The organism is Daejeonella sp., assembly GCF_030695525.1.
In the GTDB taxonomy this organism is placed as follows: domain Bacteria; phylum Bacteroidota; class Bacteroidia; order Sphingobacteriales; family Sphingobacteriaceae; genus Daejeonella.
The window spans coordinates 24,691-50,961 of sequence record NZ_JAUYSS010000032.1; the positions used below are offsets into that span (position 1 = coordinate 24,691).

The following is a 26,271-nucleotide window of genomic DNA, read 5'->3' on the forward strand; positions in this document are numbered from 1 at the left end:
CGCAGGCTGGAATCTCCTTAATAACCAAAAATTTTGTCATTCCAGCGCAAGCTGGAACCTCCAGACTCTTAAATAATGACATAGTGCGCACTCGTGTCGCCTGTGTTTGTTCATTTAATTCATGAAACGCAGGGCACATGCGCAACAGCAGCTCCGGGTTGCCCATCCCTATGAAACACAGCTCCGGGTAAAATAAACCTTGCCGGAGGAGGTAGCTTCCGGCTATTCGTAATTTGAAATAGTACGTGATTTTTTGCCGGAACTACCCCGGAGGAAAGGACTGAACTAGCCTATATTATACAGGTATTGCTTTCCAAAATCCAATTATATCGCTCCAAAGCTTTATCTGAATAATTTTAACACTGCCTTTTAATCTTCCTTAAATCAAAATCAAGATAATTTCCCTGTGGTTGGTGTTATCACCGACCAATGATATGATCGTGCTTGGTACGGTGAGAACACCGACCAGAGGGGAATCCTAAATACCTAAAACCCCTCAAGATATTCCGCTACTTATGAAACTAATTATCCTAATACTCTTATTCCTTTTTCGATAACCTTTGCCTGTCCTGTTTTCTGCTTTCACGGATCATATCCTTCATATCATCCATTTCAGGACCTTCCTTAAGGGCTTTCCAGTCAAATTTCTCATCATAGGGATCAAGGGCCTTTTGAGGATCGAAAAATCTGCTGTCTGCAGGTATAGCCTTGTATGGTGTAAAATCAGGAACTTCAGTAAACATATCTGCAAGGTCGCTGGCACCTGCATCATATTGGTTTAGGTAAGGAATACCTAAAATATTCCAAAAAGTTTTAAATATGCTTCCAAAGCTTGTATGGGTATGGCTTGAATAGTTCCTTTTAGTATAAGGCGAAATTGCCATTAAAATACTCCGGTGAGCATCAATATGATCAACGCCATTTTGGGCATCATCCTCGGTTATGATGATAAGCATATTTTTCCAGTAGGGTGTATTGGATAGAAATTCAACAATCCGGCCTACTGCAAGGTCATTGTCTGCCATGTAACTCTCCCTGAAAGGATAACCCGCTTCCGGACGATCAGCAGCACCATGATCATTTGGAAGGATAACTGTCAAAACAGATGGCATTATTTCCTTTCCCAATCCCCATTTTTCATTAAATTCCTTTTCGAAAACACTTACCCTGAATTGATCAGGAATAGCCATATTGTAGGTAGGATAGGTATAAGATGTGCGCGAAAACAAAGGTTTGGGCATAGGATAATTAGCAAGGTGTTTAATTCCCCCGTATTTATAATGATCCTTATAATCGCCGGGTTCAAACATAACCCCAAAACCGAAATTAAAATAGCCAACCTTATTTCTTTCCATATGCTCCCACATTGAACCCGCTTCATTATAATCTTCAGGATAAATTGCACCCGCCGAACCATTAATTCCAAGGTTTCCCGGGGCATTCGAATCACTGCGATAGGATCTGTTTGAGCCATATCCTGCAGCCGTTGTAGCCTCCACCCACTGGTTCGGATAGGTATTCACCAACCAGCGATGCCCATCTGCAGACACATCTGCATCCACATAGAAGTTATCACTGAATGAAAATGTTCTGGCAAGTTTCAGGTGATTAGGCATGACAGTAGCCGATTCAACCCTTGCAGTTCCTTTACTGTTGCTGAAGGAGACATCTTCCCCATATCTGGCGATTGAAGGATCACCCTTTCCATTTTTTAGCTGACCAAAAACTTCATCATAGGTACGGTTCTCCTTAGAAATGAACACAATATGTTTAATTGGTGATTCTTTTTGTCCGGGGAAAAGAGGAATTGGATTGTTATTTCTCCATGAAAAGGAAGTATCGGATGCCTTTCTGAATATAAAATTGTTCTCAATCACCTGCCTGGTCAAATCTCCCAAATCCTTATCATCAGGAATGTCGCAAACCTGTACTGAGCCAAACATCAGACTACCGATATAGGAACCTGCGGGACCACTTTTAAACGACTCTCCTCCATTCGGGCCACTTCCGAATCCTTTAGCATTAGAAATGATCAGTTTTTTGTTATCAGGTGATACTTTTAATTTTGCAGGAAACCAGCCTGCAGGAATGTGGCCGATCACTTTTAAGGTTGGGACATCAATAACTGCAACAGCATTAATGCCGGATTCAGCAACATAAACCCGTTTTTCATCCGGAGAAACTGCTAATCCGAAAGGAATAATCCCTCTTAGTTTACTTAATCGTTCTTCCGGCGCCAGTTTTATATGAGTTACAATCTTTTGTTTCCGGCTATCGAGTACCGTGATATTATCATTATTTCCATTACTAATGAATACATAATTCCCTGCTGAAACTATTGAATTAGGACTTGAGCCACCAACTGCCGGAATCCCATCAACCATTTGTCCCACCATGTTTCCGGTCTTGATCTTCGCAATTACAACAGGTTTAAGCGGGTCTTTGACCTGTAAAGCCCATACAGAAAATGCTTTCTCCGACTGCACCGGACCAAGTCCGGGGATCTGAACAGTATCAGTCTCAATGCCTTTTTCAGCTTCCGGAGTATCATAGGCAAAACCCGGAGCAGCTATTGACCCTCTTTTCCACTCTCCATTTACTTTCTTTTTGATATAACTGTATTCAAACATGCCCACATTGGCCACATAAACTGTTTTTTCATCTTTTGAAAGGCTTATTCCAAAAGGATATCGCCCAACAGGGCTTGAGGAAATCATTTTTTCCTGCAGCAGGTCGATCGTGATCATTCTGAATCCGATCTGATCTACTGCATAAAGGTAGCGCCCATCTTTCGAGCCGACCATATCCCCGATATATCCATGTGAATAATCAAATTTGCTGTTTTTAAAACTGCAATTGATTGCTCCGAGAGGTTTTCCGCTTGCAATATCAAATTTGTAGACTTTATTACTTTGCCCGCCTGCTACATAGACTGTTTTATTATCCGGCGAGATCACCAGACCCATAAATGCAGATTCAAGTATTCCTGTGTCTCCTTTGGGATTTTCAGGTACCTGGGTGATTTCTGGGTTTTCTGATAGGATATTTTTAAGGATATTGATTGAGATGGGGTTTGTTCCCGAATTTGCTGTGATTGCAATATTCCCATCGCTGCTTATCGCCAAGCCGTAGGGGTGAGGAGCGACCATATGAGCTCTGCCCAGGGGACTAATATAGCGTCCATTAGGGATAACTGTCTTGCCATCTTTTTTGATAGTCACATATTCTTCCCCGGCAGGAGCAGAGATTACGTAATTCGGGAGCTGGGCGAAAAGTGTTCCTGATAATAGTACCTGAACTATCAAAGTAAAATATGCTTTCAAATTTATCTTAAAACAGTTTGTTAGAGATTTTAAAATCATAAAATTCAGTTTGGACATTAAAATATAAAACTATGCTATTAACTCTAGTTTGAGATTAAATGAGTGTGAAGATAATCTTAATTTTTGGTACAAAAGTCCTGTACGATCAGCTATACAGGGAACTATATTTTAAGAGTAGATTTCATTAATTTAATTATGATTATTTGGATTATGTAGCCTTAGTTTATTAATTCTGTCGATGAAATACTGCATTATTTAACTCCTGTCATTTGCATTTAAAAATGGGATAGCTAAGCAAACTAAATATATAACCCTATCATTTGTTTTCATTGATCTCTTTAAGCAGAACCATCCTTACAAGATACTGATCCATATCGTCTTCATAGATCATCTCACACTCCCATCCGGCTTTTTCAGCTATTACCTTTAAGGTGTCGAAATCAACATATAACCACTTAAACCAATTTCCCTTAATCTTTTGATATTCATATTGATATGATATTTCACCGTAATAATTACTGGATATGAATTCATCGGGTTTATACAGATAGGCAATATCGGATGAATCGAATATTAGCTGTCCTGTTGGCAATAATAGATTCTTTATGTAGTCAAGAAAATAGCGCAGACCAGAGATGTCTTCACAGAGCCCGATACCATTCATAAGCAGTAATATGGTATCATATTTTTCAGAATCGTATTTAAGTATATCTGCATTAACAACCTTTTTAACGCCCCGGTGCTTCATTATTTCACAGGCTTTTGAAGAGATTTCAAGAGCAGTGACATCAATGCCTTTAGACTGCAGAATCAGGGCATGACTGCCAACCCCTGCCCCAATATCCAGAGTTTTTCCCCTGCATAGATCCATAGCGATAATTTCCATTTCGGGCATGTCAGCTTCGGGTCTGAAGAAAATATCAACAGGCATATCTTCAGGGTGCCCGTAGCTGTTATACAGCCAGAGTTTACTTTTTAGTTTACCCCGGTATTGATCCAGTAATGCCTGTCCGTAGATATCCATGTATATTTTGTCACAGAATCAATCCTGTACAAATTGATTCTTAATCCCGACTTCGTCAAATTTTTCTAATATTGGATAAAAATACTCCTTATGAATTGTTCTAAATTAAATTTCTGAAAATTCATAAGATTATTTTTGTGTTAATTATTTTGAATATCAATCATGGATTTACTAAAAATGTTAGTAAATTAGAAAATAAAATATAAGAGTATTAAAATGATACATCGGATTGTTTAAGCTGAATATATGTCAACAGAAGTAAAATGTCCATCCTGCGGTCACTCGTTCCCACTCGAGGAGGCCATTGGTAAGGAATATGAGCAGGAATTGCGCGATAAGATGATTGCCTGGCAGAAGAAGAAGGATGAAGAATTTCTTAAAAAGGAAGAGGATTTTAAGGTTCAGCAAAAAGCACTTTCTCTTAAATATGAGCAGCAGCTGGCACAGGAAAAGATCAATCTTGAGGAAGCGGTTCGTAAAAGTATTGCTGTAGATTTTGAGAATAAACTGAATTTTTTAGAGAATGCCAATAAAGAGAACCAGGAAAAGTTAAAACTGGCAGGGCAGAAGGAACTGGAATTTTTAAAGAAGGAGCAGGAACTTAAGACCAGGGCAGAAGAAATGGAGATCGAGATTCAGCGAAAAATGCAGACAGAGCGGAATCAGATCGTTGAACAGATCAAGAAGCAGGAGCTTGAAAAAAATCAGTTGAAAGAAACTGAACATCAATTGCGTATCAAAGAATTTGAGAAGCAATTGGAAGACCAGAAGAAGCTGGTAGATGAAATGCGCCGCAAAGCCGAACAGGGTTCGATGCAGCTGCAGGGTGAGGTTCAGGAATTGATTCTGGAGGAAGTGTTGAGGGTTACATTCCCATTTGATCAGATTGGTGAAGTTGGAAAAGGCGTTCGCGGTGCCGACTGTATCCAGGTCGTGAGGAATAAATTTGGCCAGGATTGCGGTAAGATCATTTATGAAAGTAAACGGACCAAGGATTTTGCGAACGACTGGATAGATAAACTTAAAAAGGATATGCGTAAGGAGGGGGTGGATATTGCAGTAATTGTAACCCAAACTTACCCTAAAGGAATGAACTGTTTTGGAGAGCGGGATGGTGTATGGATCTGTTCTTTTGAGGAAGTTAAGGCTGTAGCCTACGTTTTACGGGATGGCATCCTGAGACTTTATAATTCCTCCAAATCCCAGGAGAACAGGGGCGATAAAATGCATATGCTTTATGATTATCTGACAGGGACTGAGTTTTCAGAGCAATGGAAGGCCATTCGTGAAGGGTATATGAGTATGCGCTTATCCATTCATCGGGAACGGGATGCGATGGAGAAAATGTGGAAAATGCGTGAAAAGCAATTGGATAAGGTCTTGCTGAATGCTTCAAGTATTAAAGGTTCTATTGAAGGGATTGCAGGTGCAGATACGATTTCGCTGAGCCTTTCGGATGATGAAGATGATACTCTGTTGCTTGAATAATATTTTCAGGGATGCTTATAAAAATGGGAAGGCTTCAGAGTTGTTTGACTCCTCAAATCACTAGCCTAAGATTATAAAACCCAAAACTCCCCCAAATACACACTTTCCGATTGCCTGCTCCGGTCGGCAGCGATAAATGCCAGGTAAACATGATAGGGTTTGGACGAAGGATGAACCGGTATAAGCACTTCACCGACAGTTCTGTCACTACCATAAATGACACCATAAGGACTATGTTTCTGGTCATAAGCCATTACCATGGCCTGATCCGAAAGTAGGCCTTGTTTCCATACCGGAGTCCAGCTGATGTGAAAAGTGTTCGGTTCCTGCAGACTGCATTGTATATTTTCAGGAAGCGGTAAATTGCCTGAACTGATTTTTACAAGTGAAGGATCAATAATGATTTCACCATCAATAACCTGAATGCAATTTTTCATAAGCCATGATTTGGCTGCTGTAAAACCTTGAAATCGTTCATTATACCCCTTAAATCCAACTCTTACAAAATCTGTTACAGGATGTAGCCAGGCTTGCGCTGCCGCAAATTTTTTGCGGTTAAGAACTTCGCCTTCTTTTGGCTTTTTGGTTCTTTTTTTATAGAGCCCCTTCATATATGCTACACCATTTACAGTATAACCAATCACAGAGCCTACCTTTCCTACAAAAGGGCCATTGATACCGTTGATTAATCTTGCCATAATTGTTCGGTTTATGTCTATACTGAATATAGGAAAAGTTCCGGATAAATCCAAATTAAACATTTGATAACCAGGGACTAAACCTGTAGTAAACGCGAATATATTTTTGTTTTATTCGTGTTTTGTCCGCGTTTAGTCCGCGTTTACTCTGTGTTTTTTTATAATCAGGTACCCATATGTCTCTAACATGTCTCATCCAATTAACTTAATATCTCAATACTCAATACTCTATACTCAATACTATTCTGCTACCTTTGCATTTCAAAATAAAAATCTGTTTGCATGGTCTTGTTAGAGAAATTAAAGCTGAGTAAGCCCTTAGTCAGAGCAATGACTGATGCGGGTTATTTAGGTCCCAAAGAAATTCAGCTTAAAACAATGTCACGCATTCTGGGTGGTCAGGATGTGATCTCAGTAGCACCTGAAGGTTCGGGGAAGACAACAGCTTATGTTTTGGGATCGCTGATGCGCTTAAAATATGGCCTGGAAGAAGCGCCACGCGCTTTGGTTCTGGTTCCGGATAAAGATCATGTGTTAGCTGTTATTGAGCGGTTTGAATTATTGAACAGAAATCAGACGATACGCATAGTGGGATTATATCCTGAAGCCGGGATGGAGTCGCAGATGGATGCATTAGCCGATGGTGCTGATATTGTGGTTGCAACTCCCGACAGGGCAAGGGCGATCTATCTCAAGCTCGGTTTGAACCTGAATAAAATCATCATTTTCATTGTGGATGATGCCGCAGAGATCGTTAAACGCGGGATGCAATTACCTGTTGCAGAACTGGCCAGAAGCATTGTTAAATGTCAGCATCTGGTATTTACTGAGGTTCTGCATGATAAACTGCATCTTTTGATCGATCAGTTTATGATTCAGCCGGCTTTGATTGAAGTAAATGATCTGGGCGAACCCAAACTGGAAACTATTGATCAGTTGCTTTATAAAGTTCCTGATTTCAAGACAAAAGTAAATTTGCTCAATCTTCTCCTTCGTGACAAGGATGTATTCAGTAAAGTTGTTGTGTTCGTCAATACCAGACTTACAGCAGAAAAAGTATTCAAGAGCCTTTTTAAATACCTTGATAAGGATATTGCGATTTACAAACCATTATTCTTTGATCACCCCGGCTTTGATCTGATTGATGATTTTAAACAAACAGATGATACAAGAGTATTGCTTATCGCAGATGATCTGAAAGAATCAATTCAGCTTGATGGAATTCCCTTTATTTTTCATCTGGAAATTCCTGCAGAGGTTGAGACTTTTGTCGGCAGGATAGTGAAGAGTAAGCCAAATGCTGAAATCGAACAAATGGCAATCAGCTTTTCAACGGATATTGAGCTTGCTTTGATCAAGAAAATTGAGCTTGCTATCGGTAAGATCCTTCCAATTGCAGAGCTGCCTGAAGATCTTGTGATTGAAAAGGATAAACCCAAAAAGGCTATCAAAACCACAAAAATTAGTCAGGATACCGAAACATTGAGCGGAGCAGCCTTTCATCCCAAAAAGGAAAGTAATGCTAAAGATTATAATTACAGTTCAAGGGAAAAGGCAAAAATGAAATTTAAGAACAGATAATCACCTTAATCAGCAAATTCCAAAATCACTTTTGTCCGGGGAAAGTTTTTATTAAGGTTTAGCCCGGCAGCAGAATTGAAACTCTTGCCATATTTAGGAAAGAGGGTATTTTATTAACAATTGAGCTATTTTAATCTCGGGTATAGGCGTATCGCTCAATAGGGCCCGCCTTTAGGCGGGTTGTAATCGGCGTGATTCAATTCGGGCTTCAGCCCCGCATATAGCAGGTTAGAAAATAACGTAAACCGGTGCTTCAGCGCCGACAACATTTAATCGGGCTGAAGCCCGATGCGGGTGTTCCAGTATAAACGGATTATTTGGGGCTGAAGCCTGGAATATCCTCCTTGTTTACCCCGCTTAAAAGCGGGGCCTATTGAGCGAGTGTGCTAACAGCGGGGCTTGTTTTTTGAAATCAGGAAATAAAATCGTTCACGATACTTTTTAAAAGCATATTTTTAAACTTTTTATTTTTACCGGACAACAGTGATTCCAAAATCAATTTATGAATAAAATTACCCTTATGTTTTTACTGGTATTCACTTGCATCTTTGCCTCTGATCTCAAAGCACAAAAACATCCCAAAAAGATCCTGCTATTTTACAAAACAGCCGCTTACAAACATGCTTCCATTCCCGCAGGTATTGCTGCTATAGTAAAACTCGGACAGGAATTTAAATTTCAGACCGACACCAGTAATGATTCAAACTTATTTACGATTAATAATCTTAAAAGTTATGATGCTGTGGTGTTTTTAAGCACTTCCGGGGATATGCTGGATAGTTTGCAGCAAAGAGCCTTCGAATCTTATATTCGAAATGGTGGAGGCTATATGGGTATTCATGGCGCCTCGGCCGGGGGCTATAACTGGCCATGGTACGGTAAACTCGTAGGAGCAATTTTTAACGGCCACCCCGTACAACAATTTGCTACTTTCAATGTAATTGACAGAAAGAACAGAGCCACAAGACACCTTCCTGAAAGCTGGAATATCAAGGAGGAACTCTATAATTTTAAGAATATCAGCAATGATATAAAAGTATTGATTACTGTTGATGAAAGTACCTATAAAGGAGGAACCAATGGTTCTTTTCATCCTATGGCATGGTATCGAAAATTTGAAGGAGGAAGGTCATTTTACACTGCACTCGGTCATGCTGATGAAAAATATACGAATCCTTTATTTCTGAAGCATATACTGGAAGGAATACGTTATGCGATGGGAGGAGAGAGATAGGGAAGCTTAAAGCTTAAAGTATAAAGCTGAAAGCAAAAAATATATCAATATTGATTCAAGCGTCTTTGGCAATCGTTTTTATAATTTCTGCCAATGGGCAACTCCTTGCTACCAATCTCAATTTTACTTGAGTTAAAACTTTCAATCTTATTCACTGAAATGATAAAGGAACGGTGTATTCTCAGGAACTCCTCCTCCGGGAGTAATTCCTCTAAGATGCTGATCTTTTGTTTGGAGATTAATTCTCTGTCTGTGAGTACTACTTTTATATAATCTTTCTGGCTCTCTATCCACAAAATATCCTTCACATCTACTTTGACCATTTTTCTTTCAACCTTGAGATACAGAAATATATCCTGGTTTCTTGCAGGCATAATCCCGGTTTGAATATTCTGCCTTGAAGTAAAACCGAAATGTTCATAAACTTTCTCCATGGCTTTCAGGAAGCGGTCAAATGACACAGGTTTAAGCAAATAATCCAATGCATTCAGTTCGAACCCTTCAACTGCATAGTCGTGGTAAGCAGTAGTAAAAATTACTTTTGGTGGGTTTTTAAGACTTTTTAAAAGTTCAGTACCATTGAGTCCGGGCATTTTTACGTCAAGAAACATCAGATCAGCCTTTTTTTGTTGTAAAACATTGAATGCCTGTATACCATCCCCGCATTTTGCAATGATTTCAATATCACTAAAATTTTTGAGATAGGTTTCAATGACCTCTATGGCAAGAGGCTCATCATCAACAATCACTGTTCTTATTTTCATCGTAAAAAAACAATATGCTTATCCGTCTGAATCTCTAAAACTGCAAGGAACATATCCTGTTCGTCAAATAATTTCAAATCATAAGCATTAGGATATAAAATTTCGAGCCTCTTTTTTAAATTAGCAAGACCAATATTGCCTTTATTCTTTTCACTGCTTTCAGAAAAAGTTTCCGGTTTACTATTAGATATTTTAAGTTTCAAAATGTTACTTTTTATTGTCAGATCAATATTGACCCAGGCATCCCCCAGCTTTTCACCAACTCCATGTTTAAATGCATTCTCCACTAGCGGTAGCATCAGCAGCGGGGCAATTTCAATATTATCAACATTGCCGCTTATGCTCAGGTTTAATTCAAGTCGGTTATCATACCTGATCTTTTCGAGCGCGATATAACTTTCAATTAGTTCTATTTCGCGTTTTAAAGCAATTGAATCTGTATTACATTCATAAAGCATGTAGCGTAGAATATCAGATAATCCCATTACTATAAATGGAGATTTGGGCGACATTTGGATAGTCAGAGAATACAGGTTATTGAGCGTATTGAATAGAAAATGAGGATGGATTTGCCCCTTTAGAAAGTTTAGTTCGGCTTCCATTGCTGCCTGCCTGCGTTCATACCACATTTTAAAAAACTTAATACTCAATGCAATCCAAATTATCAGGTTTGAGCCTTTGATTGCATTGACATAGTAATAAGGTTTTTGAAGCTTATCAAAAAAATCACCTTCCATTTTATCCCAGATGAATTTGATATTCATTTCTTTCTGAATCCTGTATAAGTATGGATCCACAAAGAAAATATCAATCAGACGTGTAAAAAATCCGGTGACAAGAATAAGACCGATGAGTGATACGAAAAACCTGAGATATTTCCGGGTGTATAAATATTTAGGGATTAAATAATAGGCAAGAAAATAGAAATAGCCAATATGTACAGGCAGGTAAAAGAGATTGTTTCTTAATGGGATCAGATAATTGGGTTTATCCGCACCAAAATAGAAGGTAAGCAAGGCCAGTGCAATGATCCAGAATATGAGATGCTCAATAAGCCGCTTGAGTTTTGGTTTTGTTAAAAGTCTGTGATTGAGATTCATACCCAAAAATACTTTTTTATTAAATGTTGCAGAATGAGATAGGATGATTATCGATGTAAAGCTCAATTCTGTCGATAAACGACCTCCAGCACTGGTATTTGGACCGTTTTTTTTGATAAACGGCTTTTAACCATCATATCAGGTTATTTAAATGGCTTCATTATGTCTGTGTCTGTATTTCTTTTTTTGAGATCGCACAGAATACAATTTTGAATAAAATTTAATAAAGATGAAAGCAAAAACAATAATTACAACAGCAGTACTGTTCTGTTCCATTCAGGTTGCAATAGCTCAGGAAATTAAAAACGACAAGTCAAAGGGAACCTGGGTGGTTGAAAGCAATGTCATGAGTCCGAAGGATCAGGTGATTAAATTCTATAATTCCAGACAGGAATTGATCTATCAGGAAGAAGTTAAAAATAAAAGAGTCCGGATAGAGAAAGAGAGGGTAAGACGTTCTCTTGACAAAGCTCTCAATTATGCACTGGTAAATGAGAAAGTACTTGAACGAGATAGTCTAACGGCATCATTAAGGCAGCTTAAAAGAGATAATTGAAAATTGATTGTTTTTTTACCTCCTTATGGCAGAACCGGGGCATTGAATCTTGTGTCTCATAGTATTTTACGGCTAAATTGATTGATATTTGTCTGGATATTTGATAATTGGAGTAAAGAAATACTTTCTCCGGAAAAGTGCAAATTGATCGGACACCTTTATTGGTGTGATTTATCTTAAAAATACCAATGAATAAGAAGAAGATTGTCGTTGCAGTAACAGGAGCAAGTGGTTCAATTTATGCAAAAGTTCTATTTGATAAATTAAAAGATCTGCAGGATCAGATTTCTGAAATTGGCATCATCATGTCTGATAATGCCAAAGATGTCTGGTTGCATGAACTTGGGAATAAGGACTATTCATCCTATAATTTCAGGTTTTATGATAAACGTGATTTCATGGCTCCTTTTGCTTCGGGATCTGCCGGGTTTGATACAATGATTGTCTGTCCATGCTCTATGGGGACATTGGGCCGTGTGGCAAGCGGTGTTTCGGATGATCTGATTACCCGTTCTGCAGATGTTATTCTTAAGGAAAGACGAAAATTGATCCTGCTGGTCAGGGAAACGCCATACAGCCTGATCCACATCAATAATATGAAAACGGTTACCGAAGCCGGTGGGATAATTTGTCCGGCAACTCCATCTTTTTACAGTCTCCCCAAAACTATTGAAGAAGTTGCCGCAACTGTGATTAACAGGGTGATCGATTTAGTGGGTTTTGATCATGATTCTTATCAGTGGGGAAAATAAACTCTTTATTATAGCAGGTGACTTGCGAATTTATTGTGCATGACGCCTGGGTAAATTCGCAAGTCTAAATTCTGCTAATTACACAATCACCGGTACTTTCAATTCTCAATTCTCAATTTTCAATTCTCTAATCCTTATCTTTGCACCTCAATATGAATAAAAAGGTTGCATTTTATACACTGGGTTGTAAGCTGAACTTTTCAGAAAGTTCAGCAATCGGGCGTCAGTTTAATGATGCCGGTTTTGATACTGTATCTTTTACAGACAAGGCAGATGTATACCTGATCAACACTTGTTCAGTAACAGATCATGCTGATAAAAAATGCCGCAAAGTTGTTAAAGAGGCTTTAAAACATTCCCCAAATGCCTATATCGCCATTGTGGGTTGTTATGCTCAGCTAAAACCACAGGAAATTTCTGAAATCCCGGGTGTTGATATTGTGCTCGGTGCTGCCGAAAAATTCAGAATTATTGAATACATCAGCGATTTAACCAAGCAGGAGAAAACGCAGGTATACAATCAGGATATTAGCGAAACAAGAGATTTTATTCCTTCATATTCAATAGGAGACAGGACCCGTACCTTTCTTAAGGTTCAGGATGGCTGCGATTATACCTGTTCATTCTGTACCATTCCTCTTGCCCGCGGATCGAGCAGAAGTGAAACAATTGAAAATGTCTTTCAGCAGGCGAATGAAATTGCCAGCTCGGGTGTGAAGGAAATTGTACTTACCGGTGTGAATCTTGGAGATTTTGGGATTCGAAATGGTCAGAGAGTGGATAAGTTTTTTGATCTGGTCAAGGCTCTTGATCAGGTTGAGGGAATTGATAGAATACGGATTTCTTCGATTGAACCCAATCTGTTGAGTAATGAGATCATCAAATTTGTTTCTTCATCAGGTAAATTTGTTCCACACTTTCATATACCTCTTCAATCAGGCAGTAATAAAATTTTGGGTTTGATGCGCAGACGATACAAACGCGAATTATATGCCGACCGGATTCAGGAAATAAAAAGACTAATGCCCGATTGTTGTATCGGGGTTGATGTTATTGTCGGATTTCCCGGTGAAACCAGAGATGATTTTATTGAAACCTATAACTTTCTTAACGGGCTTGATGTTTCCTATTTACACGTATTTACTTATTCAGAACGTGAAAATACAGATGCAGTTAAGATGAGGGGTTCTGTTCCCGGTTCACAAAGAGCCGACAGGAGTAAAATGCTGCATATCCTTTCCGAGAAAAAACGCCGGGCGTTCTATGAAAGCCAGTTAGGAAAAATGGCAGAGGTGCTTTTTGAGGCGGATCATAAAAATGGTTTCATGCATGGATTTAGCCGTAATTATGTAAAAGTGAAAGCGCCATACGATCCTTTGATGATCAATGAAATGCGCTGGGTAAGATTGGAAAGTATTGCCGCTGATGGTGATATGGAAATTTCTGAACTGGCAGAATCCTTTGTTCATTGAACACTCGGTCTTTCTGGCCTTGTTTTCTTATTCCTGTATTAATTCTTTAGCTTTTTATTAACATTGTAAATTCTAACAAGATTGTATATTTAGCCTATGTTTCCAACCATAACCCACCTCATTGAATATTTAACAGGTATCAATATACCGCTACCAATTCAAACTTTCGGATTTTTTGTTGCTATTGCTTTTGCAGCGGGTTACTGGGCGCTTTCTCAGGAGTTTAAAAGAAAGGAAAAACTCGGACTTGTACTGCCTTTTACCCGTGAAGTCAGGGTAGGAGAGCCTGCAAGTACTCAGGAACTGGTATTCAACGGAATATTTGGGTTTTTAGTAGGTTATAAACTTCTGGATGGATTATTAAACTATTCCGCCTTTGTTGCCAATCCTCAGAGTTTTATTTTATCATCCAGAGGAAGTTTTCTTGGAGGATTGTTATTGGCTGGTTTATTCATCTACTGGGCTTATACAGAAAAGAAAAAGGAGCAGCTGACTCAGCCAAAAATTGTCAAAGAACTGGTTCATCCATATCAGATCATGGGTACATTGCTGATGTGGGCAGCCATATGGGGTTTCCTTGGCGCTAAAATATTCCATAATCTGGAGTACTGGGATGATTTTATTCAGGATCCGATCGGCGGACTATTGTCCTTTAGTGGTTTAACCTTTTATGGAGGTTTGATTATGGGCGGGGCTGCGGTGATTTATCATGCCAATAAGTATGGTATCAAATGGATTCACATGCTGGATATCGCCGGTCCGGGAATGATGCTAGCCTATGCGGTTGGGCGTATTGGATGTCATCTGTCGGGTGATGGCGATTGGGGGATAGAAAACCTTGCCCCAAAACCATCCTGGTTAAGCTGGGCTCCTGATTGGGTTTGGGCCTTTAAATATCCTCATAATGTGGTTAACAGCGGTGTTCCAATACCCGGTTGTACCGGCCCTTTTTGTAATGAACTTCCTTTTCCAGTCTTCCCTACACCATTCTATGAAGTAGTTATGGGTCTGTTCATATTTGCACTTTTATGGGGATTCAGGCATAAAATTAAAATAGCTGGGCTCATGTGGTCATTTTACCTGATATTTAACGGACTGGAACGTTTCCTTATTGAAACTATACGTGTAAATTCTGAATACCATGCCTTTGGTCTTGCTTTTACTCAGGCCGAGATGATATCTACCATTCTGATTTTGTTGGGTATTGCCGGTATATTCTGGTCCTTAAAGAATGCTGACAAATATTCATTGCCAATAAAATCCTGACCCATGGATCTTCCAAAACTCACAGCTGGTGTAATAGCCTTATCCAAAGAAGTTGGTGAATTTATCAGAAGGGAGGCTCTGGTCTTCGAGCTTGAACGTGTCGAGTACAAGGGCCTTCATGATATGGTTTCCTATGTTGATAAAACCGCAGAAATAAGTATTGTTAAAGGCCTGAAGGCTTTGCTTCCTGAAGCCGGATTTGTAACGGAAGAAAAAACCGCCACCATTACCGGTGAGAAATACGATTGGATTATTGACCCACTCGACGGAACAACAAACTTTATACACGGGCTTCCTACTTATTCAATCAGTATTGCCCTGCAATGTAATAATGAACTCATTCTGGGAGTGGTTTATGAGATAAACAGAGACGAATGTTTTTCAGCCTGGAAAAATGGGGGTGCGTACCTCAATAATAAACGAATCAGGGTATCAAAAGCTTCCCCGATTGAAAATACATTGCTTGCAACCGGTTTTCCTTATTATGAATTTGGAAAACTTGATGCCTATCTTGCTGTTTTAAAGGAACTAATGCAACGATGCCATGGGGTCAGAAGAATTGGTTCTGCTGCCATCGACCTTGCCTATGTAGCCTGTGGAAGGTTTGATGGTTATTTTGAATTTAATCTTAATTCGTATGATGTAGCTGCAGGGATGGTTTTGGTTAGGGAGGCAGGTGGTGAAATATTTGATTTTTCAGGTGGAAATGATAGTATTGAAAAAAGAGAAATGGTGGCAACCAATGGATTGATCTCTGCTGAATTACTTTTTATATTAGAGGATAAATTTACTTCGTTTGATATAGATTAAAACGATCCTTAGTATTTAATAATGGAGTTATCCCATTCACATTGTCACAATTAATAAATTAATCATCATGTCAACGACAAAAAAAATCCTGATTGTCCTTTTAGCGATATTTATAATTATTCAATTCTTCAGGCCTGAAAAGAATCAGTCGATTGCCGAAAGTCCAAATGATATTTTTGCTCATTATCAGGCATCTGAGAATACGAAACAACTCATTCATACTTCGTGCTATGATTGTCATTCCAACAATACGGTATATCCCTGGTATGCCGAAATACAGCCGGTGGCCTGGTGGCTTGCTGATCACGTTAATGAAGGTAAATCTGAATTGAATTTTTCTGAATTTGCGAGCTATTCCCCTAAAAAAGGAGACCATAAGTTGGAGGAACTTGTTGAAATGATTAAAGAAGAGGAGATGCCACTTAAGTCTTATACTCTGATACATGGTGATGCCAGATTATCTGATGTGCAGCGTGATGAATTATCCAAATGGGCAGAAGAAGTTAGAGCCCTGATTCAGCCCAACATCAAGTGATTTAGATATCAGACCTCAGACCTCAGACAACAGAAAACTGAAAATCCCCTCTTCAGATCATATCCGAAGAGGGGATTTCATTTAGGAAATATTATTATTTATAGAGCTTCCGAAACTACCTCAGTTACTTCAGGAACCATACGTTTTAAAAGGTTCTCAATACCTGATTTAAGTGTAATTGTTGATGAAGGGCATCCACTGCACGAACCACGTAACTCAACAGTAACTATACCTTCTTTAAATGATCTGTAACTGATTGCACCGCCATCCTGCTCAACTGCCGGACGAACATAATCATGTAATATCTGTTGTATTTTTATTTCAGTTTCTGAACCTTCAAAACTCGCAAGAGCTTCTTCCTTCTCAACGATATTAAGTTCAGATTCAACGGCTCCTTTTACAAATTCTTTTAATATTGGCTCAATATCCTGCCAGTCGGCAGTTTCAGCTTTAGTGATCGTTACGAAATTACTAGCAAAAAATACACCCGTAACGAAATTGAATTTAAAAAGCTCGCGTGCAAAATGTGATTTCTCTGCACTTTCCCTATTTGGAAAGTCAATACTATTATTGGTAAGTAATTTATTAACCAGAAACTTACGGGTAGCAGGATTTGGAGTAATTTCAGTATATACGTTTGTTGTTGAAGTTGCAGTGCTCATATTCATGTATTTATATACAAATTTACTAATTTTTAAATTACTGAACTTCTGAATTGAAGTTATGACACATGAATGACTGCTTGTATTCCAGTATAATTAGAGGGAGAAATAGCCTTCAATTCTTGTTTAACTTCATCTGATATGTCAAGTTTGTCAACAAATTCAGCAATGGTGTCTTTATTAATTTGCTGATTGGTCCGGGTAAGGTCTTTTAAGGCCTCATATGGATTAGGATAAGCTTCGCGACGCAAAATGGTTTGTATTGCTTCAGCAACGACTGCCCAGTTTGATTCGAGATCAGCCTGAATACTAGCTTCATTGAGTAATAACTTTTTAAATCCTCTCAGGGTTGATTTTATTGCAATCAGGGTATGCGCGACTGGTACTCCAATATTTCTGAGAACGGTAGAGTCAGTTAGATCCCGCTGAAGCCTGGAAACAGGGAGTTTTGCTGCTAAATGCTCAAATACTGCATTTGCCAGCCCCAGGTTACCTTCAGAATTTTCAAAATCGATAGGATTTACCTTATGGGGCATTGCAGATGAACCTACTTCTCCTGCTTTGATCTGTTGCTTAAAGTAATTCATTGAAATATAAGACCAGATGTCTCTGTTCAGATCTATCAAAATACTGTTTATTCGCTTAAGGGCATCACAATGCGCCGCAAAATTATCGTAATGCTCGATTTGCGTTGTATACTGAGAACGGTTTAATTTCAAGCGATCATTCACAAACTTATTTGCAAAATCTGTCCAGTCAATATCAGGGTAGGCGACATGGTGCGCATTAAAATTTCCAGTTGCTCCACCGAATTTAGCGGAAAATGGGATCGATTTCAATTGCTCTACCTGGGTTTCAATCCGCTCAACGAAGACCTGCAGTTCCTTTCCCAGAAGGGTTGGAGATGCCGGCTGACCATGGGTATGAGCAAGCATAGGTATGTCAGACCACTCTGAAACTCTAGCCTTTAAATGATCCAATAACTCGTTTAGTGCAGGGAGATAGGATGATTGCACAGAAAGTTTAAATGAATGAGGTATTGCGGTATTATTAATATCCTGAGAAGTCAGGCCGAAATGAATAAATTCTTTAAACTCATTTAAACCTGTTTCATTAAACTTGTCTTTTATGAAATATTCCACCGCTTTTACATCATGGTTGGTTGTTTTTTCTATTTCTTTAACCGCCCTGGCATCGGCTTCAGTAAAATTTAAATAAACAGATCTCAACACTTCGAACTTACTTTTATCGAATTTTTTTAATTGTGGTAAGGGCAACTCGCACAATGAGATAAAATACTCCACTTCTACATAAACCCTAAACTTGATTAAAGCAGCTTCAGAAAAGAAATCAGATAATTCTTTAGTAGAATTATGATAGCGTCCATCTATCGGAGAAATGGTAGATAATGGAGAAAAGTTCATATCGAGATTTTTTGCGAAGTTACGATTTTTATTTATTGTCTGAGGTTAGCGTATGAGGTCTGAGGTCTGTGGTATGAGATCTGAGGTATGAGATCTGAGGTATGAGGTATGAGGTATGACTTCCGACCTCAGGCTTCCGACTTCCGACCTCCGATCTCATTAAATTTAAATATTTTTTATGGAAACTTTGGAATTTATAAATGTTTCCATAGTTTTACCGCCGAATCAAAAAAGGATGGGATTGGAAGTAAGAGAGTATATCATTTCTGAGTCGGATAAGCTTTTCTGCCAGTATGGTTTTAAAAGTGTTACGATGGATGATATTGCCAGGCATCTGGGAATGTCAAAAAAGACTATTTACACTCATTTTTGTGATAAAAATGAGATTGTAAATATAGTTATAGATATCAAACTGAATTGTCAGAAATGTCTGATCAAAGAGAATATCGATGCTGCAGAAAATGCTGTTCATGAGGTGTTTTTTGCTGTAACAAATATGAAGGAAGTCTTATCTAATATCAACCCGACTTTGTTCTATGATCTTCAAAAATATCATCCTAAGGCTTGGTTATATTTTAAAGAGTTCAGGGAAAAGCATCTTTATACAACCATTTATGATAATTTGTTACGTGGGATTAAGGAGGGTTATTACCGGGAAGATATCAAACCGGATATTCTGACACAGATGAGATTAGAACAAATCGATCTGATCTTCAGTGGGAATTCTGCTTATACCAATGGTAAATATGGACTTGTTCAGGTAATGTCAGAATTGACAGAGCACTTTTTATATGGGATATGCACCTTAAAAGGACATAAACTAATTAATAAATACAAAGAAATAATTGAAGAAGAATAAACTAACTATGAAGTACAAATACTTAACCCTAATCCTTTTTCTGTTTAGCGCTTTACATGCCAGGGCACAATTAACAGATACTGTAGCTCATTTTAATCTGCAGGAGGCTATAGAATATGCACAGAGAAATCAGAGCGCTATTCAGAACGCTAAAATTGATGAAGAAATTGCTGCAAATACGGTAAAGCAGACCATCGGAATTGGTTTGCCTCAGGTGAGCGGAAATTTAAATTTTAATGATTTCCTTAAAGTGCCTACCAATTTATTACCAGGTGAGTTTTTCGGCCAGCCAGGCACACAGGTTCCGGTTCAGTTTGGTGTTAAATATCAATCGGCATTCGGACTTGAAGTCAATCAGTTATTGTTCGACGGAACCTATCTTGTAGGCTTACAGGCCTCTAAGACTTATAGGGAATTGTCTAACAAGAGCCTGACAAGGAGCCGCATTGAAACAGCAGTTGCGGTAAGCAAAGCCTATTACTCAGTACTGGTAAGTAATGAGCAACTGAGTCTTCTGGATGCCAATTTACTTCGTTTAAAAAAATCATTGAATGACACAAAAGCCCTGTATGCCAATGGTTTTGTCGAGAAAATTGATGTTGATCGCCTAACCGTACTTAACAACAACCTTGAAACTGAACGTGAAAATGTAATCAGGCTTCTGGAGTTTAATGTAAATCTGTTGAAGTTTCAGATGGGGATGAGTATCCAAAGTAAGTTGACTTTAAAAGATTCAATAGCGGGTCTTCAGGTGGTTCAATCTATGGACGTTTATGATGAAGACGCATACAAAAACAGAATAGAATACTCCTTGCTCGAAACACAGAAAAAATTGAATGAACTTGATTTAAAGCGATACAAAAGTCAGTTCTTGCCATCACTTTCGGCATTTGGAAGTACTTCACAAAGTTTGCAGTCCAATAATTTTAACACTTTGTTCGACAGAAGCTTCCCAACAACGGTTATTGGTTTTCGTCTGGCTGTTCCTATCCTTTCAGGAGGGATTAAACTATATCAGGTTCGTAATGCAAAGCTGGAAATCCTGAAAACTCAGAACAATCTCATCAACCTCAGAAATGGGATCAGTCTTGAGGTTGAACAGGCTCAGACTACTTACCGGAATGGTCTTAAGTCCCTTGAAAATCAAAACCGTAATATGGAACTCGCTCAGGAAGTATTAAGGGTTACAAAAATTAAATACGAACAGGGGGTTGGTTCAAGTATTGAAGTTACATCAGCTGAAACTTCTCTTAAGGAAGCACAAAACAATTATATCAATGCACTTTATGATCTTTTGATCAACAAGGTAAATATGGATAAGGCATTAGGGAAGATAGTTTATTAAAAGATTAAAAACATTACCGGCCAGCTTATTGGCATAAAAAACTAAAAACTATCCGCTCAGAGCGGAACATTAAAAAACTCAAAAATAACACAAATGAAAAGGATAATATTGATCTCTACTGTTATTTTTCTCGCGTCATGCGGAGGAAAACCTACTGATAAAAAATCTGAGCTTGAGGCCTTGAAGAAGGAGCGTGCAGTATTAAATTCAAAAATCGAGAAGCTTGAAGCTGAAGTTGGAAGTGTTTCTACTGCCGGGGACGTGAAAGATGTTTCTGTTTTGGAATTGAAAGAAACTTCATTCAAAAACTATTTGGAAGTTCAGGGCAAAATTGATGCAGAAGAGAATGTTCAGGTAAACCCACAGGCTCAGGGTATTGTAACTGCGGTTTATGCAGTTATAGGACAAAATGTGAAAACAGGGCAGGTACTGGCCCAAATAGATGATCAGGTTTTGCGCCAGAATATTTCTGAACTTGAAACCCAACTCGACCTTGCAACAACTCTTTATGAGCGTCAAAAGAGTCTCTGGGATCAGAAAATTGGCACAGAAGTCCAGTTTTTAAATGCAAAAACACAGCGGGATGCAGCTCAGCGCCGAATAGAAACCCTAAAGACACAAGTTTCTATGTTTAAAATCAAATCTCCTATTTCAGGAACTATCGATGCGATGGATTTAAAAGTGGGACAAGCAGTTTCACCGGGAATGTCAGGAATCCGGGTAGTAAATGCCAGCAAATTAAAGGCAAAGGCTTTGGTTGCAGAATCTTATGCCAGCCGGGTTAATCAGGGAGATAATGTTCAGGTAATATTGCCTGATGTCCCGGATACAGTTTCAACAAAAATCTCTTTCGCATCCAAGACTATTGATCCGGTGTCGAGGAGTTTTACCGTTGAAATCAATCTGCCCTCAAATAGTAGATATCGACCTAATATGCTTTCCATTCTCAAAATAATTGATTACCAAAACCTTAAGGCCTTAGTAATCCCGGTAAATGCTGTCCAGAAGGCCGAGAATGGTGATTATGTCTTTGTTGAAGAAGGTGGTAAAGCAAAGCGCGTAAATGTACAGGCAGGTAAAATTTCTGAAGGACAGGCTGAAATTATTTCCGGTCTTAAAGTAGGAGACAAGGTTATCATTGCAGGTACCAATGGTTTAAGTCCGGGAGATATAGTTAAAGCAAATTAATTGTATTCACCTGATAGAGACAACATCATAATTTAAAATAAGATGGAAGACATTAACAAAGAATTTAAACCATCCAGTTGGGCAATTGAAAACAGGACAGCCATTTATGTGCTTACCGTTATCATTTCTGTAATTGGATATTTTTCATATTTAGGATTGCCAAAGGAGAATTTTCCTGAAGTAGTAATACCTAAAATATTTATTCAAACTGTTTATCCGGGAACATCTCCTGCCAATATGGAGAATCTGGTGACCAAACAGATAGAAAAGCAGTTGAAGTCTGCTTCAGGATTAAAGAGGATCACTTCCAATTCCTATCAGGATTTTTCTATAATTACAGCCGAGTTTAATACCAATGTTGAAACCAAAGATGCCAAGCAAAGGGTTAAGGATGCTGTAGATAAGGCGAGACAGGATCTTCCGTCCGACCTGCCGAATGAACCTAATGTAATGGATATTAATCTTTCGGATTTGCCGATCATGTATCTGAATATTTCTGGTGACTATGACCTGAAGAGTCTTAAAAAATACGCCGAGGAAGTTCAGGATCAGGTTGAAAGCCTTAAAGAAATTTCCGGTGTCGACATTGTCGGAGCCCTTGAACAGGAAGTACAGATTAATGCAGACCTGAATAAGATGGCCGCGACTCAGATTTCATTTGGAGATATTGAACGTGCTGTGGGTTATGAGAACCTTACTATTTCTGGCGGAACCATAAAAATGGATGGGGTTCGCAGGACGCTGAATGTAAAAAAGGAGTTTGTAAGTGCTCAGGAATTATCTAATCTGATTATTAAAACTCCGACAGGCTCGTCGGTCTATCTTAGAGATATTGCTGAAGTAAAAGATTCATTTAAGGAACAGGAAAGTTATGCCCGATTATACGGAAAGAATGTTATTACTTTAAATGTTAAGAAAAGGAGTGGTGAAAATCTGATCGATGCATCTGATAAAATTAATGCCCTCATTTTAGAAATGAAGGCCAAATCATTGCCTAAAAACCTTGATGTAAGAATAACTGGTGACCAATCAGACAGAACCCGTATCACTTTACATGACCTGATCAATACCATTATTATAGGCTTTATTCTGGTTACGGTAATCCTGATGTTTTTTATGGGTATAACCAACGCTTTGTTCGTCGCTTTGTCGGTACCCTTATCCATGTTTATCGCATTTATGGCTATGCCAGCCCTTGGAAGTATAATGGGTTTCAGTTTTACGATGAATATGATGGTTTTGTTCTCTTTCCTTTTGGGGCTTGGAATTGTTGTTGATGATGCCATTGTAGTGATTGAAAATACCCACCGGATCTTTGATAATGGAAAGGTTCCTATTAAAAAAGCAGCTAAAATTGCTGCTGCAGAAGTGTTCTTGCCGGTACTTTCGGGTACTCTGACTACCCTGGCGCCATTTGTTCCATTACTATTCTGGCCAGGTGTGATAGGTGAATTCATGTTTTTTCTGCCGATGACACTTATTATTACCTTACTTGCCTCACTGGTGGTTGCCTATATAATTAACCCGGTGTTTGCAGTAGATTTTATGGTGCCTGAAGATCATACGGCAAAAAAGCCAGTGTTTGATAAAAGCGTCAGAAAGATTCTCCTGATATTCCTGGGACTTGCTATTCTGGGCTATTTAATAAATTTTGGAATTGGAAACCTGGTGGTTTTCATTGCTTTACTCTATCTTCTGAACCATTTTTATGTGAGTAATGTTATCCGGAATTTTCAAACTAATGTTTGGCCGCGTGCACAGAATAAATATGTAACAGTACTTAAATGGGCTTTATCATGGCCCCGAGCCATGATGTGGGGTACCGTTGGATTGTTTTTCCTGACCCTTGTACTGGTCTCGGTGGTGTCTCCTAAAATTGTATTTTTTCCGAAATCGGATCCCAATTTCGTCTATGTCTATATTCAATTGCCGGTGGGCACAGATCAGGCGTATACCAATGAAGTGGTTAAGAAAGTAGAAGAAAATGTAACTAAAGTCGTAGGTAGGGATAATAAGGATGTATCCTCTATACTTTCCAATGTTACAATAGGGGTGACAGACCCTCAGAGTGAAGATCAGGGACAGTATACCAATATGGGTAAAGTAACTGTTGCTTTTGTGAGTTACGGTAAACGAACAGGTGAAAGTACCTCTGTCTATCTGGATAGGATCAGGGAGGCAGTAAAAGGAATTCCCGGGGCTGAAATCACTGTGGCCCAGGAGCAATCAGGTCCGCCAACAGCTAAACCGATTAGTATTGAGATAAGGGGAGATAATCTGGATTCACTTGTAAAAGTATCCGAAAATCTTAAACAATACCTCGATAGTCGTCAGATTGCTGGTGTTGAGGAGTTAAAATCAGATTTTCAAAATAACAAACCTGAAATTATATTCGATATTAATCGTGAGCGTGCTAACCGTGAGGGTATTTCAACAGGACAAATTGGTATGGATCTCCGTACCGCTATTTTTGGAAAGGAAGTTTCCAAGTTCCGTGATGCTAATGAAGATTATGAGATTAACCTACGGGCAAACGAAAGCCAGAGAAACAATCTGGATGCTTTGCGGAATATGAAAGTGACTTACCGGGATATGGGTATGGGCGGAATTATCCGTCAGGTGCCACTTTCTTCTTTTGCTTCTATTGATTACGTGAATACCTATGGAGGAATAAAACGTAAACAAGATAAAAGAATCATTATTCTTTCATCAAATGTACTGAGTGAATACAATCCAAATGAGGTAGTGGCTAATATTCAACGGGAGATTGATCAGTTTAAGTCTCCGGCAGGTGTTGAAGTTAATATGGCTGGTGAGCAGGAAGAGCAACAGGAAACGATGCTCTTTCTCGGCACAGCATTATTGATTTCATTAGGCCTTATACTAATTATTCTGGTTACTCAGTTCAATTCAATTACAAAACCACTGATCATTCTGAGTGAGATCTTATTCAGTATTATTGGAGTCTTACTTGGTGTCACAATATTCGGAATGGAAATGTCAATTGTGATGTCCGGAGTTGGTATAATTGCTCTTGCAGGTATTGTAGTCAGAAATGGTATTCTGCTTGTTGAATTTACCGATTTAATGATTGAACAGGGGATGGATGTAAAAGATGCGATCATTGAAGCAGGGAGAACCAGGATGACTCCGGTATTACTTACCGCTACGGCAACCATGTTAGGTTTAATTCCCCTTGCTGTAGGTTTAAATATGGACTTTGTAACCCTGTTCACCGAATTTGATGCGAACCTTTACTTTGGTGGAGATAACGTTGCTTTCTGGGGACCTTTATCATGGACCATGATATTCGGTTTGGGTTTTGCAACCTTCCTGACCCTGATTCTGGTGCCTTGTATGTTATTAATAGGTGATTCAAACTCTAAACGCATCAAAGCATGGTTTAAGAAGAAACCCGAAACAATTTAGTTCTGAATTCATAATAGTGATGAAGCGGGTCATTTTAAGTATGGCCCGCTTTTTGGTTTAAACTATTTAGTGTTTTGGCCTTTTTTAATATTAATTCTAATAAATTCCAAATGAGCAAAAAACCAAACAAACTAAATCCCGATTCTAATCAGGGAAAGGATGAACTTCCGGGCTATCCGGCTTATCCAACTGAAGAAGATATATTTCAGAAAGAAAAGAAAGTAGCTTTCGACGAGTCTGAAATTACAGGTCAAAAAAAACAATCATCCGATACCAGGCTGGATGAAGACCTTGATGTTCCCGGAGCCGAGCTGGATGATGCCAGTGAACTGATAGGCGGGGAGGATGAGGAAAATAATTATTATAGTCTGGGAGGGGATGATCATAGCGATCTTGATGAAAACTAGTTATTCTCTTGAGATCCCGGAAATTGGCAAATAGCTTTAAATCAGGTTTCTGATAAAATTTAACCGAGACCATAGAAATAAAAAAAGCCATCCTGGATTTATTCCGGGATGGCCAATTGTAATTTTAGGTTAATTATTGAATAGCAGCTGAATCAACAGCAACTGAATCAACTACAATAGTTGTGTCCATAACAGCAACAGAATCAGTAGCAACTTCTTCAGTTTTGTTTGAGTTACAAGCAGCAACTGATAAAGAGATAGCTAAAGCTAAAAAACCGAATTTGAATGAATTTTTCATTGTTTTTGTTTTAATTTATTTATAAATAATTACTCTTAATACTTGTTTGCGAAAAA

22 protein-coding genes are annotated in these 26,271 nt (G+C 38.7%); 14 read left to right on the plus strand and 8 right to left on the minus strand.

Translation table 11 applies throughout. The features are described 5' to 3' along the window. Window positions 1-539 precede the first annotated feature (539 nt). On the minus strand, window positions 540-3,323 hold the full coding sequence (locus Q8S11_RS07120) for a bifunctional YncE family protein/alkaline phosphatase family protein (RefSeq protein WP_305661394.1): 2,784 nt from the start codon (window positions 3,321-3,323) through the stop codon (window positions 540-542). A gap of 316 nt (window positions 3,324-3,639) precedes the next feature. Further along, window positions 3,640-4,347, minus strand: a complete 708-nt coding sequence (locus Q8S11_RS07125) for a bifunctional 2-polyprenyl-6-hydroxyphenol methylase/3-demethylubiquinol 3-O-methyltransferase UbiG (protein WP_305661395.1) — start codon at window positions 4,345-4,347, stop codon at window positions 3,640-3,642. Window positions 4,348-4,593: 246 nt separating this feature from the next. Between Q8S11_RS07125 and Q8S11_RS07130 the strand changes: the two genes are divergently transcribed. Continuing rightward, window positions 4,594-5,835, plus strand: a complete 1,242-nt coding sequence (locus tag Q8S11_RS07130; protein ID WP_305661396.1) for a DUF2130 domain-containing protein — start codon at window positions 4,594-4,596, stop codon at window positions 5,833-5,835. A 71-nt stretch (window positions 5,836-5,906) separates the two neighbouring features. Here Q8S11_RS07130 and Q8S11_RS07135 read toward each other — a convergent pair whose 3' ends face one another. Beyond that, entirely contained in the window at window positions 5,907-6,533 is a 627-nt protein-coding gene (locus Q8S11_RS07135) for a DUF6266 family protein (protein WP_305661397.1), read from the minus strand. Between the two features lie 282 nt (window positions 6,534-6,815). Between Q8S11_RS07135 and Q8S11_RS07140 the strand changes: the two genes are divergently transcribed. Continuing rightward, window positions 6,816-8,114: a DEAD/DEAH box helicase gene (locus Q8S11_RS07140; protein WP_305661398.1), complete on the plus strand. Its 1,299-nt coding sequence runs from the start codon at window positions 6,816-6,818 to the stop codon at window positions 8,112-8,114. A gap of 502 nt (window positions 8,115-8,616) precedes the next feature. Then, entirely contained in the window at window positions 8,617-9,348 is a 732-nt protein-coding gene (locus Q8S11_RS07145; protein WP_305661399.1) for a ThuA domain-containing protein, read from the plus strand. A 44-nt stretch (window positions 9,349-9,392) separates the two neighbouring features. Here Q8S11_RS07145 and Q8S11_RS07150 read toward each other — a convergent pair whose 3' ends face one another. Together Q8S11_RS07150 and Q8S11_RS07155 are read right to left on the minus strand one after the other, a co-directional pair. Further along, window positions 9,393-10,112 carry a LytTR family DNA-binding domain-containing protein gene (locus tag Q8S11_RS07150; RefSeq protein WP_305661400.1) on the minus strand — a complete coding sequence of 240 codons (720 nt, stop codon included), beginning with the start codon at window positions 10,110-10,112 and terminating at the stop codon, window positions 9,393-9,395. After that, entirely contained in the window at window positions 10,109-11,212 is a 1,104-nt protein-coding gene (locus Q8S11_RS07155) for a sensor histidine kinase (RefSeq protein ID WP_305661401.1), read from the minus strand. Before Q8S11_RS07155 ends, Q8S11_RS07150 begins: the two co-directional genes overlap by 4 nt. A 229-nt stretch (window positions 11,213-11,441) precedes the next feature. Here Q8S11_RS07155 and Q8S11_RS07160 point away from each other — a divergent pair, with 229 nt between their 5' ends. From Q8S11_RS07160 to Q8S11_RS07185, 6 genes are all read left to right on the plus strand, one after another. Beyond that, window positions 11,442-11,768 (plus strand): hypothetical protein, encoded by a 327-nt coding sequence (locus tag Q8S11_RS07160; RefSeq protein ID WP_305661402.1) that lies wholly within the window; start codon window positions 11,442-11,444, stop codon window positions 11,766-11,768. A gap of 188 nt (window positions 11,769-11,956) precedes the next feature. Continuing rightward, on the plus strand, window positions 11,957-12,520 hold the full coding sequence (locus tag Q8S11_RS07165) for a UbiX family flavin prenyltransferase (RefSeq protein WP_305661403.1): 564 nt from the start codon (window positions 11,957-11,959) through the stop codon (window positions 12,518-12,520). A gap of 152 nt (window positions 12,521-12,672) precedes the next feature. Then, on the plus strand, window positions 12,673-13,992 hold the full coding sequence (mtaB, locus tag Q8S11_RS07170; RefSeq protein ID WP_305661404.1) for a tRNA (N(6)-L-threonylcarbamoyladenosine(37)-C(2))-methylthiotransferase MtaB: 1,320 nt from the start codon (window positions 12,673-12,675) through the stop codon (window positions 13,990-13,992). Between the two features lie 96 nt (window positions 13,993-14,088). Beyond that, on the plus strand, window positions 14,089-15,258 hold the full coding sequence (locus tag Q8S11_RS07175) for a prolipoprotein diacylglyceryl transferase (RefSeq protein ID WP_305661405.1): 1,170 nt from the start codon (window positions 14,089-14,091) through the stop codon (window positions 15,256-15,258). A gap of 3 nt (window positions 15,259-15,261) precedes the next feature. After that, window positions 15,262-16,068: an inositol monophosphatase family protein gene (locus Q8S11_RS07180; RefSeq protein ID WP_305661406.1), complete on the plus strand. Its 807-nt coding sequence runs from the start codon at window positions 15,262-15,264 to the stop codon at window positions 16,066-16,068. A 67-nt stretch (window positions 16,069-16,135) separates the two neighbouring features. Further along, entirely contained in the window at window positions 16,136-16,603 is a 468-nt protein-coding gene (locus tag Q8S11_RS07185; protein WP_305661407.1) for a heme-binding domain-containing protein, read from the plus strand. Between the two features lie 98 nt (window positions 16,604-16,701). On the opposite strand, the gene Q8S11_RS07190 is transcribed toward Q8S11_RS07185, so the two are convergent. Beyond that, a complete protein-coding gene (locus tag Q8S11_RS07190) occupies window positions 16,702-17,265 on the minus strand; it encodes a NifU family protein (protein WP_305661408.1) in 564 nt (187 codons plus the stop codon). 59 nt (window positions 17,266-17,324) lie between these two features. Next, window positions 17,325-18,689 carry an adenylosuccinate lyase gene (gene purB / locus Q8S11_RS07195; RefSeq protein ID WP_305661409.1) on the minus strand — a complete coding sequence of 455 codons (1,365 nt, stop codon included), beginning with the start codon at window positions 18,687-18,689 and terminating at the stop codon, window positions 17,325-17,327. Between the two features lie 178 nt (window positions 18,690-18,867). Between purB and Q8S11_RS07200 the strand changes: the two genes are divergently transcribed. The 5 genes from Q8S11_RS07200 to Q8S11_RS07220 all read left to right on the plus strand — a co-directional run bounded on the left by Q8S11_RS07200 (window position 18,868) and on the right by Q8S11_RS07220 (window position 25,917). Continuing rightward, window positions 18,868-19,548 (plus strand): TetR/AcrR family transcriptional regulator, encoded by a 681-nt coding sequence (locus tag Q8S11_RS07200; protein ID WP_305661410.1) that lies wholly within the window; start codon window positions 18,868-18,870, stop codon window positions 19,546-19,548. Window positions 19,549-19,555: 7 nt separating this feature from the next. Further along, window positions 19,556-20,893, plus strand: coding sequence for a TolC family protein (locus tag Q8S11_RS07205; RefSeq protein ID WP_305661411.1), 1,338 nt, complete (start codon window positions 19,556-19,558; stop codon window positions 20,891-20,893). Between the two features lie 93 nt (window positions 20,894-20,986). Then, on the plus strand, window positions 20,987-22,081 hold the full coding sequence (locus Q8S11_RS07210) for an efflux RND transporter periplasmic adaptor subunit (RefSeq protein ID WP_305661412.1): 1,095 nt from the start codon (window positions 20,987-20,989) through the stop codon (window positions 22,079-22,081). A gap of 42 nt (window positions 22,082-22,123) precedes the next feature. Beyond that, window positions 22,124-25,510 (plus strand): efflux RND transporter permease subunit, encoded by a 3,387-nt coding sequence (locus Q8S11_RS07215; RefSeq protein WP_305661413.1) that lies wholly within the window; start codon window positions 22,124-22,126, stop codon window positions 25,508-25,510. Window positions 25,511-25,620: 110 nt separating this feature from the next. Further along, entirely contained in the window at window positions 25,621-25,917 is a 297-nt protein-coding gene (locus tag Q8S11_RS07220; protein ID WP_305661414.1) for a hypothetical protein, read from the plus strand. A gap of 133 nt (window positions 25,918-26,050) precedes the next feature. On the opposite strand, the gene Q8S11_RS07225 is transcribed toward Q8S11_RS07220, so the two are convergent. Next, window positions 26,051-26,215, minus strand: a complete 165-nt coding sequence (locus Q8S11_RS07225) for a hypothetical protein (protein ID WP_305661415.1) — start codon at window positions 26,213-26,215, stop codon at window positions 26,051-26,053. Window positions 26,216-26,271: the final 56 nt, after the last annotated feature.

What these genes read in the sequence shown, in the direction of transcription:
- Q8S11_RS07125 (WP_305661395.1), bottom strand. Translation starts at nt 4,347, where the DNA reads ATGGATATCTACGGACAGGCATTACTGGATCAATACCGGGGTAAACTA.
- Q8S11_RS07130 (WP_305661396.1), top strand. Translation starts at nt 4,594, where the DNA reads ATGTCAACAGAAGTAAAATGTCCATCCTGCGGTCACTCGTTCCCACTC.
- Q8S11_RS07135 (WP_305661397.1), bottom strand. Translation starts at nt 6,533, where the DNA reads ATGGCAAGATTAATCAACGGTATCAATGGCCCTTTTGTAGGAAAGGTA.
- Q8S11_RS07140 (WP_305661398.1), top strand. Translation starts at nt 6,816, where the DNA reads ATGGTCTTGTTAGAGAAATTAAAGCTGAGTAAGCCCTTAGTCAGAGCA.
- Q8S11_RS07145 (WP_305661399.1), top strand. Translation starts at nt 8,617, where the DNA reads ATGAATAAAATTACCCTTATGTTTTTACTGGTATTCACTTGCATCTTT.
- Q8S11_RS07150 (WP_305661400.1), bottom strand. Translation starts at nt 10,112, where the DNA reads ATGAAAATAAGAACAGTGATTGTTGATGATGAGCCTCTTGCCATAGAG.
- Q8S11_RS07155 (WP_305661401.1), bottom strand. Translation starts at nt 11,212, where the DNA reads ATGAATCTCAATCACAGACTTTTAACAAAACCAAAACTCAAGCGGCTT.
- Q8S11_RS07160 (WP_305661402.1), top strand. Translation starts at nt 11,442, where the DNA reads ATGAAAGCAAAAACAATAATTACAACAGCAGTACTGTTCTGTTCCATT.
- Q8S11_RS07165 (WP_305661403.1), top strand. Translation starts at nt 11,957, where the DNA reads ATGAATAAGAAGAAGATTGTCGTTGCAGTAACAGGAGCAAGTGGTTCA.
- mtaB (WP_305661404.1), top strand. Translation starts at nt 12,673, where the DNA reads ATGAATAAAAAGGTTGCATTTTATACACTGGGTTGTAAGCTGAACTTT.
- Q8S11_RS07175 (WP_305661405.1), top strand. Translation starts at nt 14,089, where the DNA reads ATGTTTCCAACCATAACCCACCTCATTGAATATTTAACAGGTATCAAT.
- Q8S11_RS07180 (WP_305661406.1), top strand. Translation starts at nt 15,262, where the DNA reads ATGGATCTTCCAAAACTCACAGCTGGTGTAATAGCCTTATCCAAAGAA.
- Q8S11_RS07185 (WP_305661407.1), top strand. Translation starts at nt 16,136, where the DNA reads ATGTCAACGACAAAAAAAATCCTGATTGTCCTTTTAGCGATATTTATA.
- Q8S11_RS07190 (WP_305661408.1), bottom strand. Translation starts at nt 17,265, where the DNA reads ATGAGCACTGCAACTTCAACAACAAACGTATATACTGAAATTACTCCA.
- purB (WP_305661409.1), bottom strand. Translation starts at nt 18,689, where the DNA reads ATGAACTTTTCTCCATTATCTACCATTTCTCCGATAGATGGACGCTAT.
- Q8S11_RS07200 (WP_305661410.1), top strand. Translation starts at nt 18,868, where the DNA reads ATGGAAACTTTGGAATTTATAAATGTTTCCATAGTTTTACCGCCGAAT.
- Q8S11_RS07205 (WP_305661411.1), top strand. Translation starts at nt 19,556, where the DNA reads ATGAAGTACAAATACTTAACCCTAATCCTTTTTCTGTTTAGCGCTTTA.
- Q8S11_RS07210 (WP_305661412.1), top strand. Translation starts at nt 20,987, where the DNA reads ATGAAAAGGATAATATTGATCTCTACTGTTATTTTTCTCGCGTCATGC.
- Q8S11_RS07215 (WP_305661413.1), top strand. Translation starts at nt 22,124, where the DNA reads ATGGAAGACATTAACAAAGAATTTAAACCATCCAGTTGGGCAATTGAA.
- Q8S11_RS07220 (WP_305661414.1), top strand. Translation starts at nt 25,621, where the DNA reads ATGAGCAAAAAACCAAACAAACTAAATCCCGATTCTAATCAGGGAAAG.
- Q8S11_RS07225 (WP_305661415.1), bottom strand. Translation starts at nt 26,215, where the DNA reads ATGAAAAATTCATTCAAATTCGGTTTTTTAGCTTTAGCTATCTCTTTA.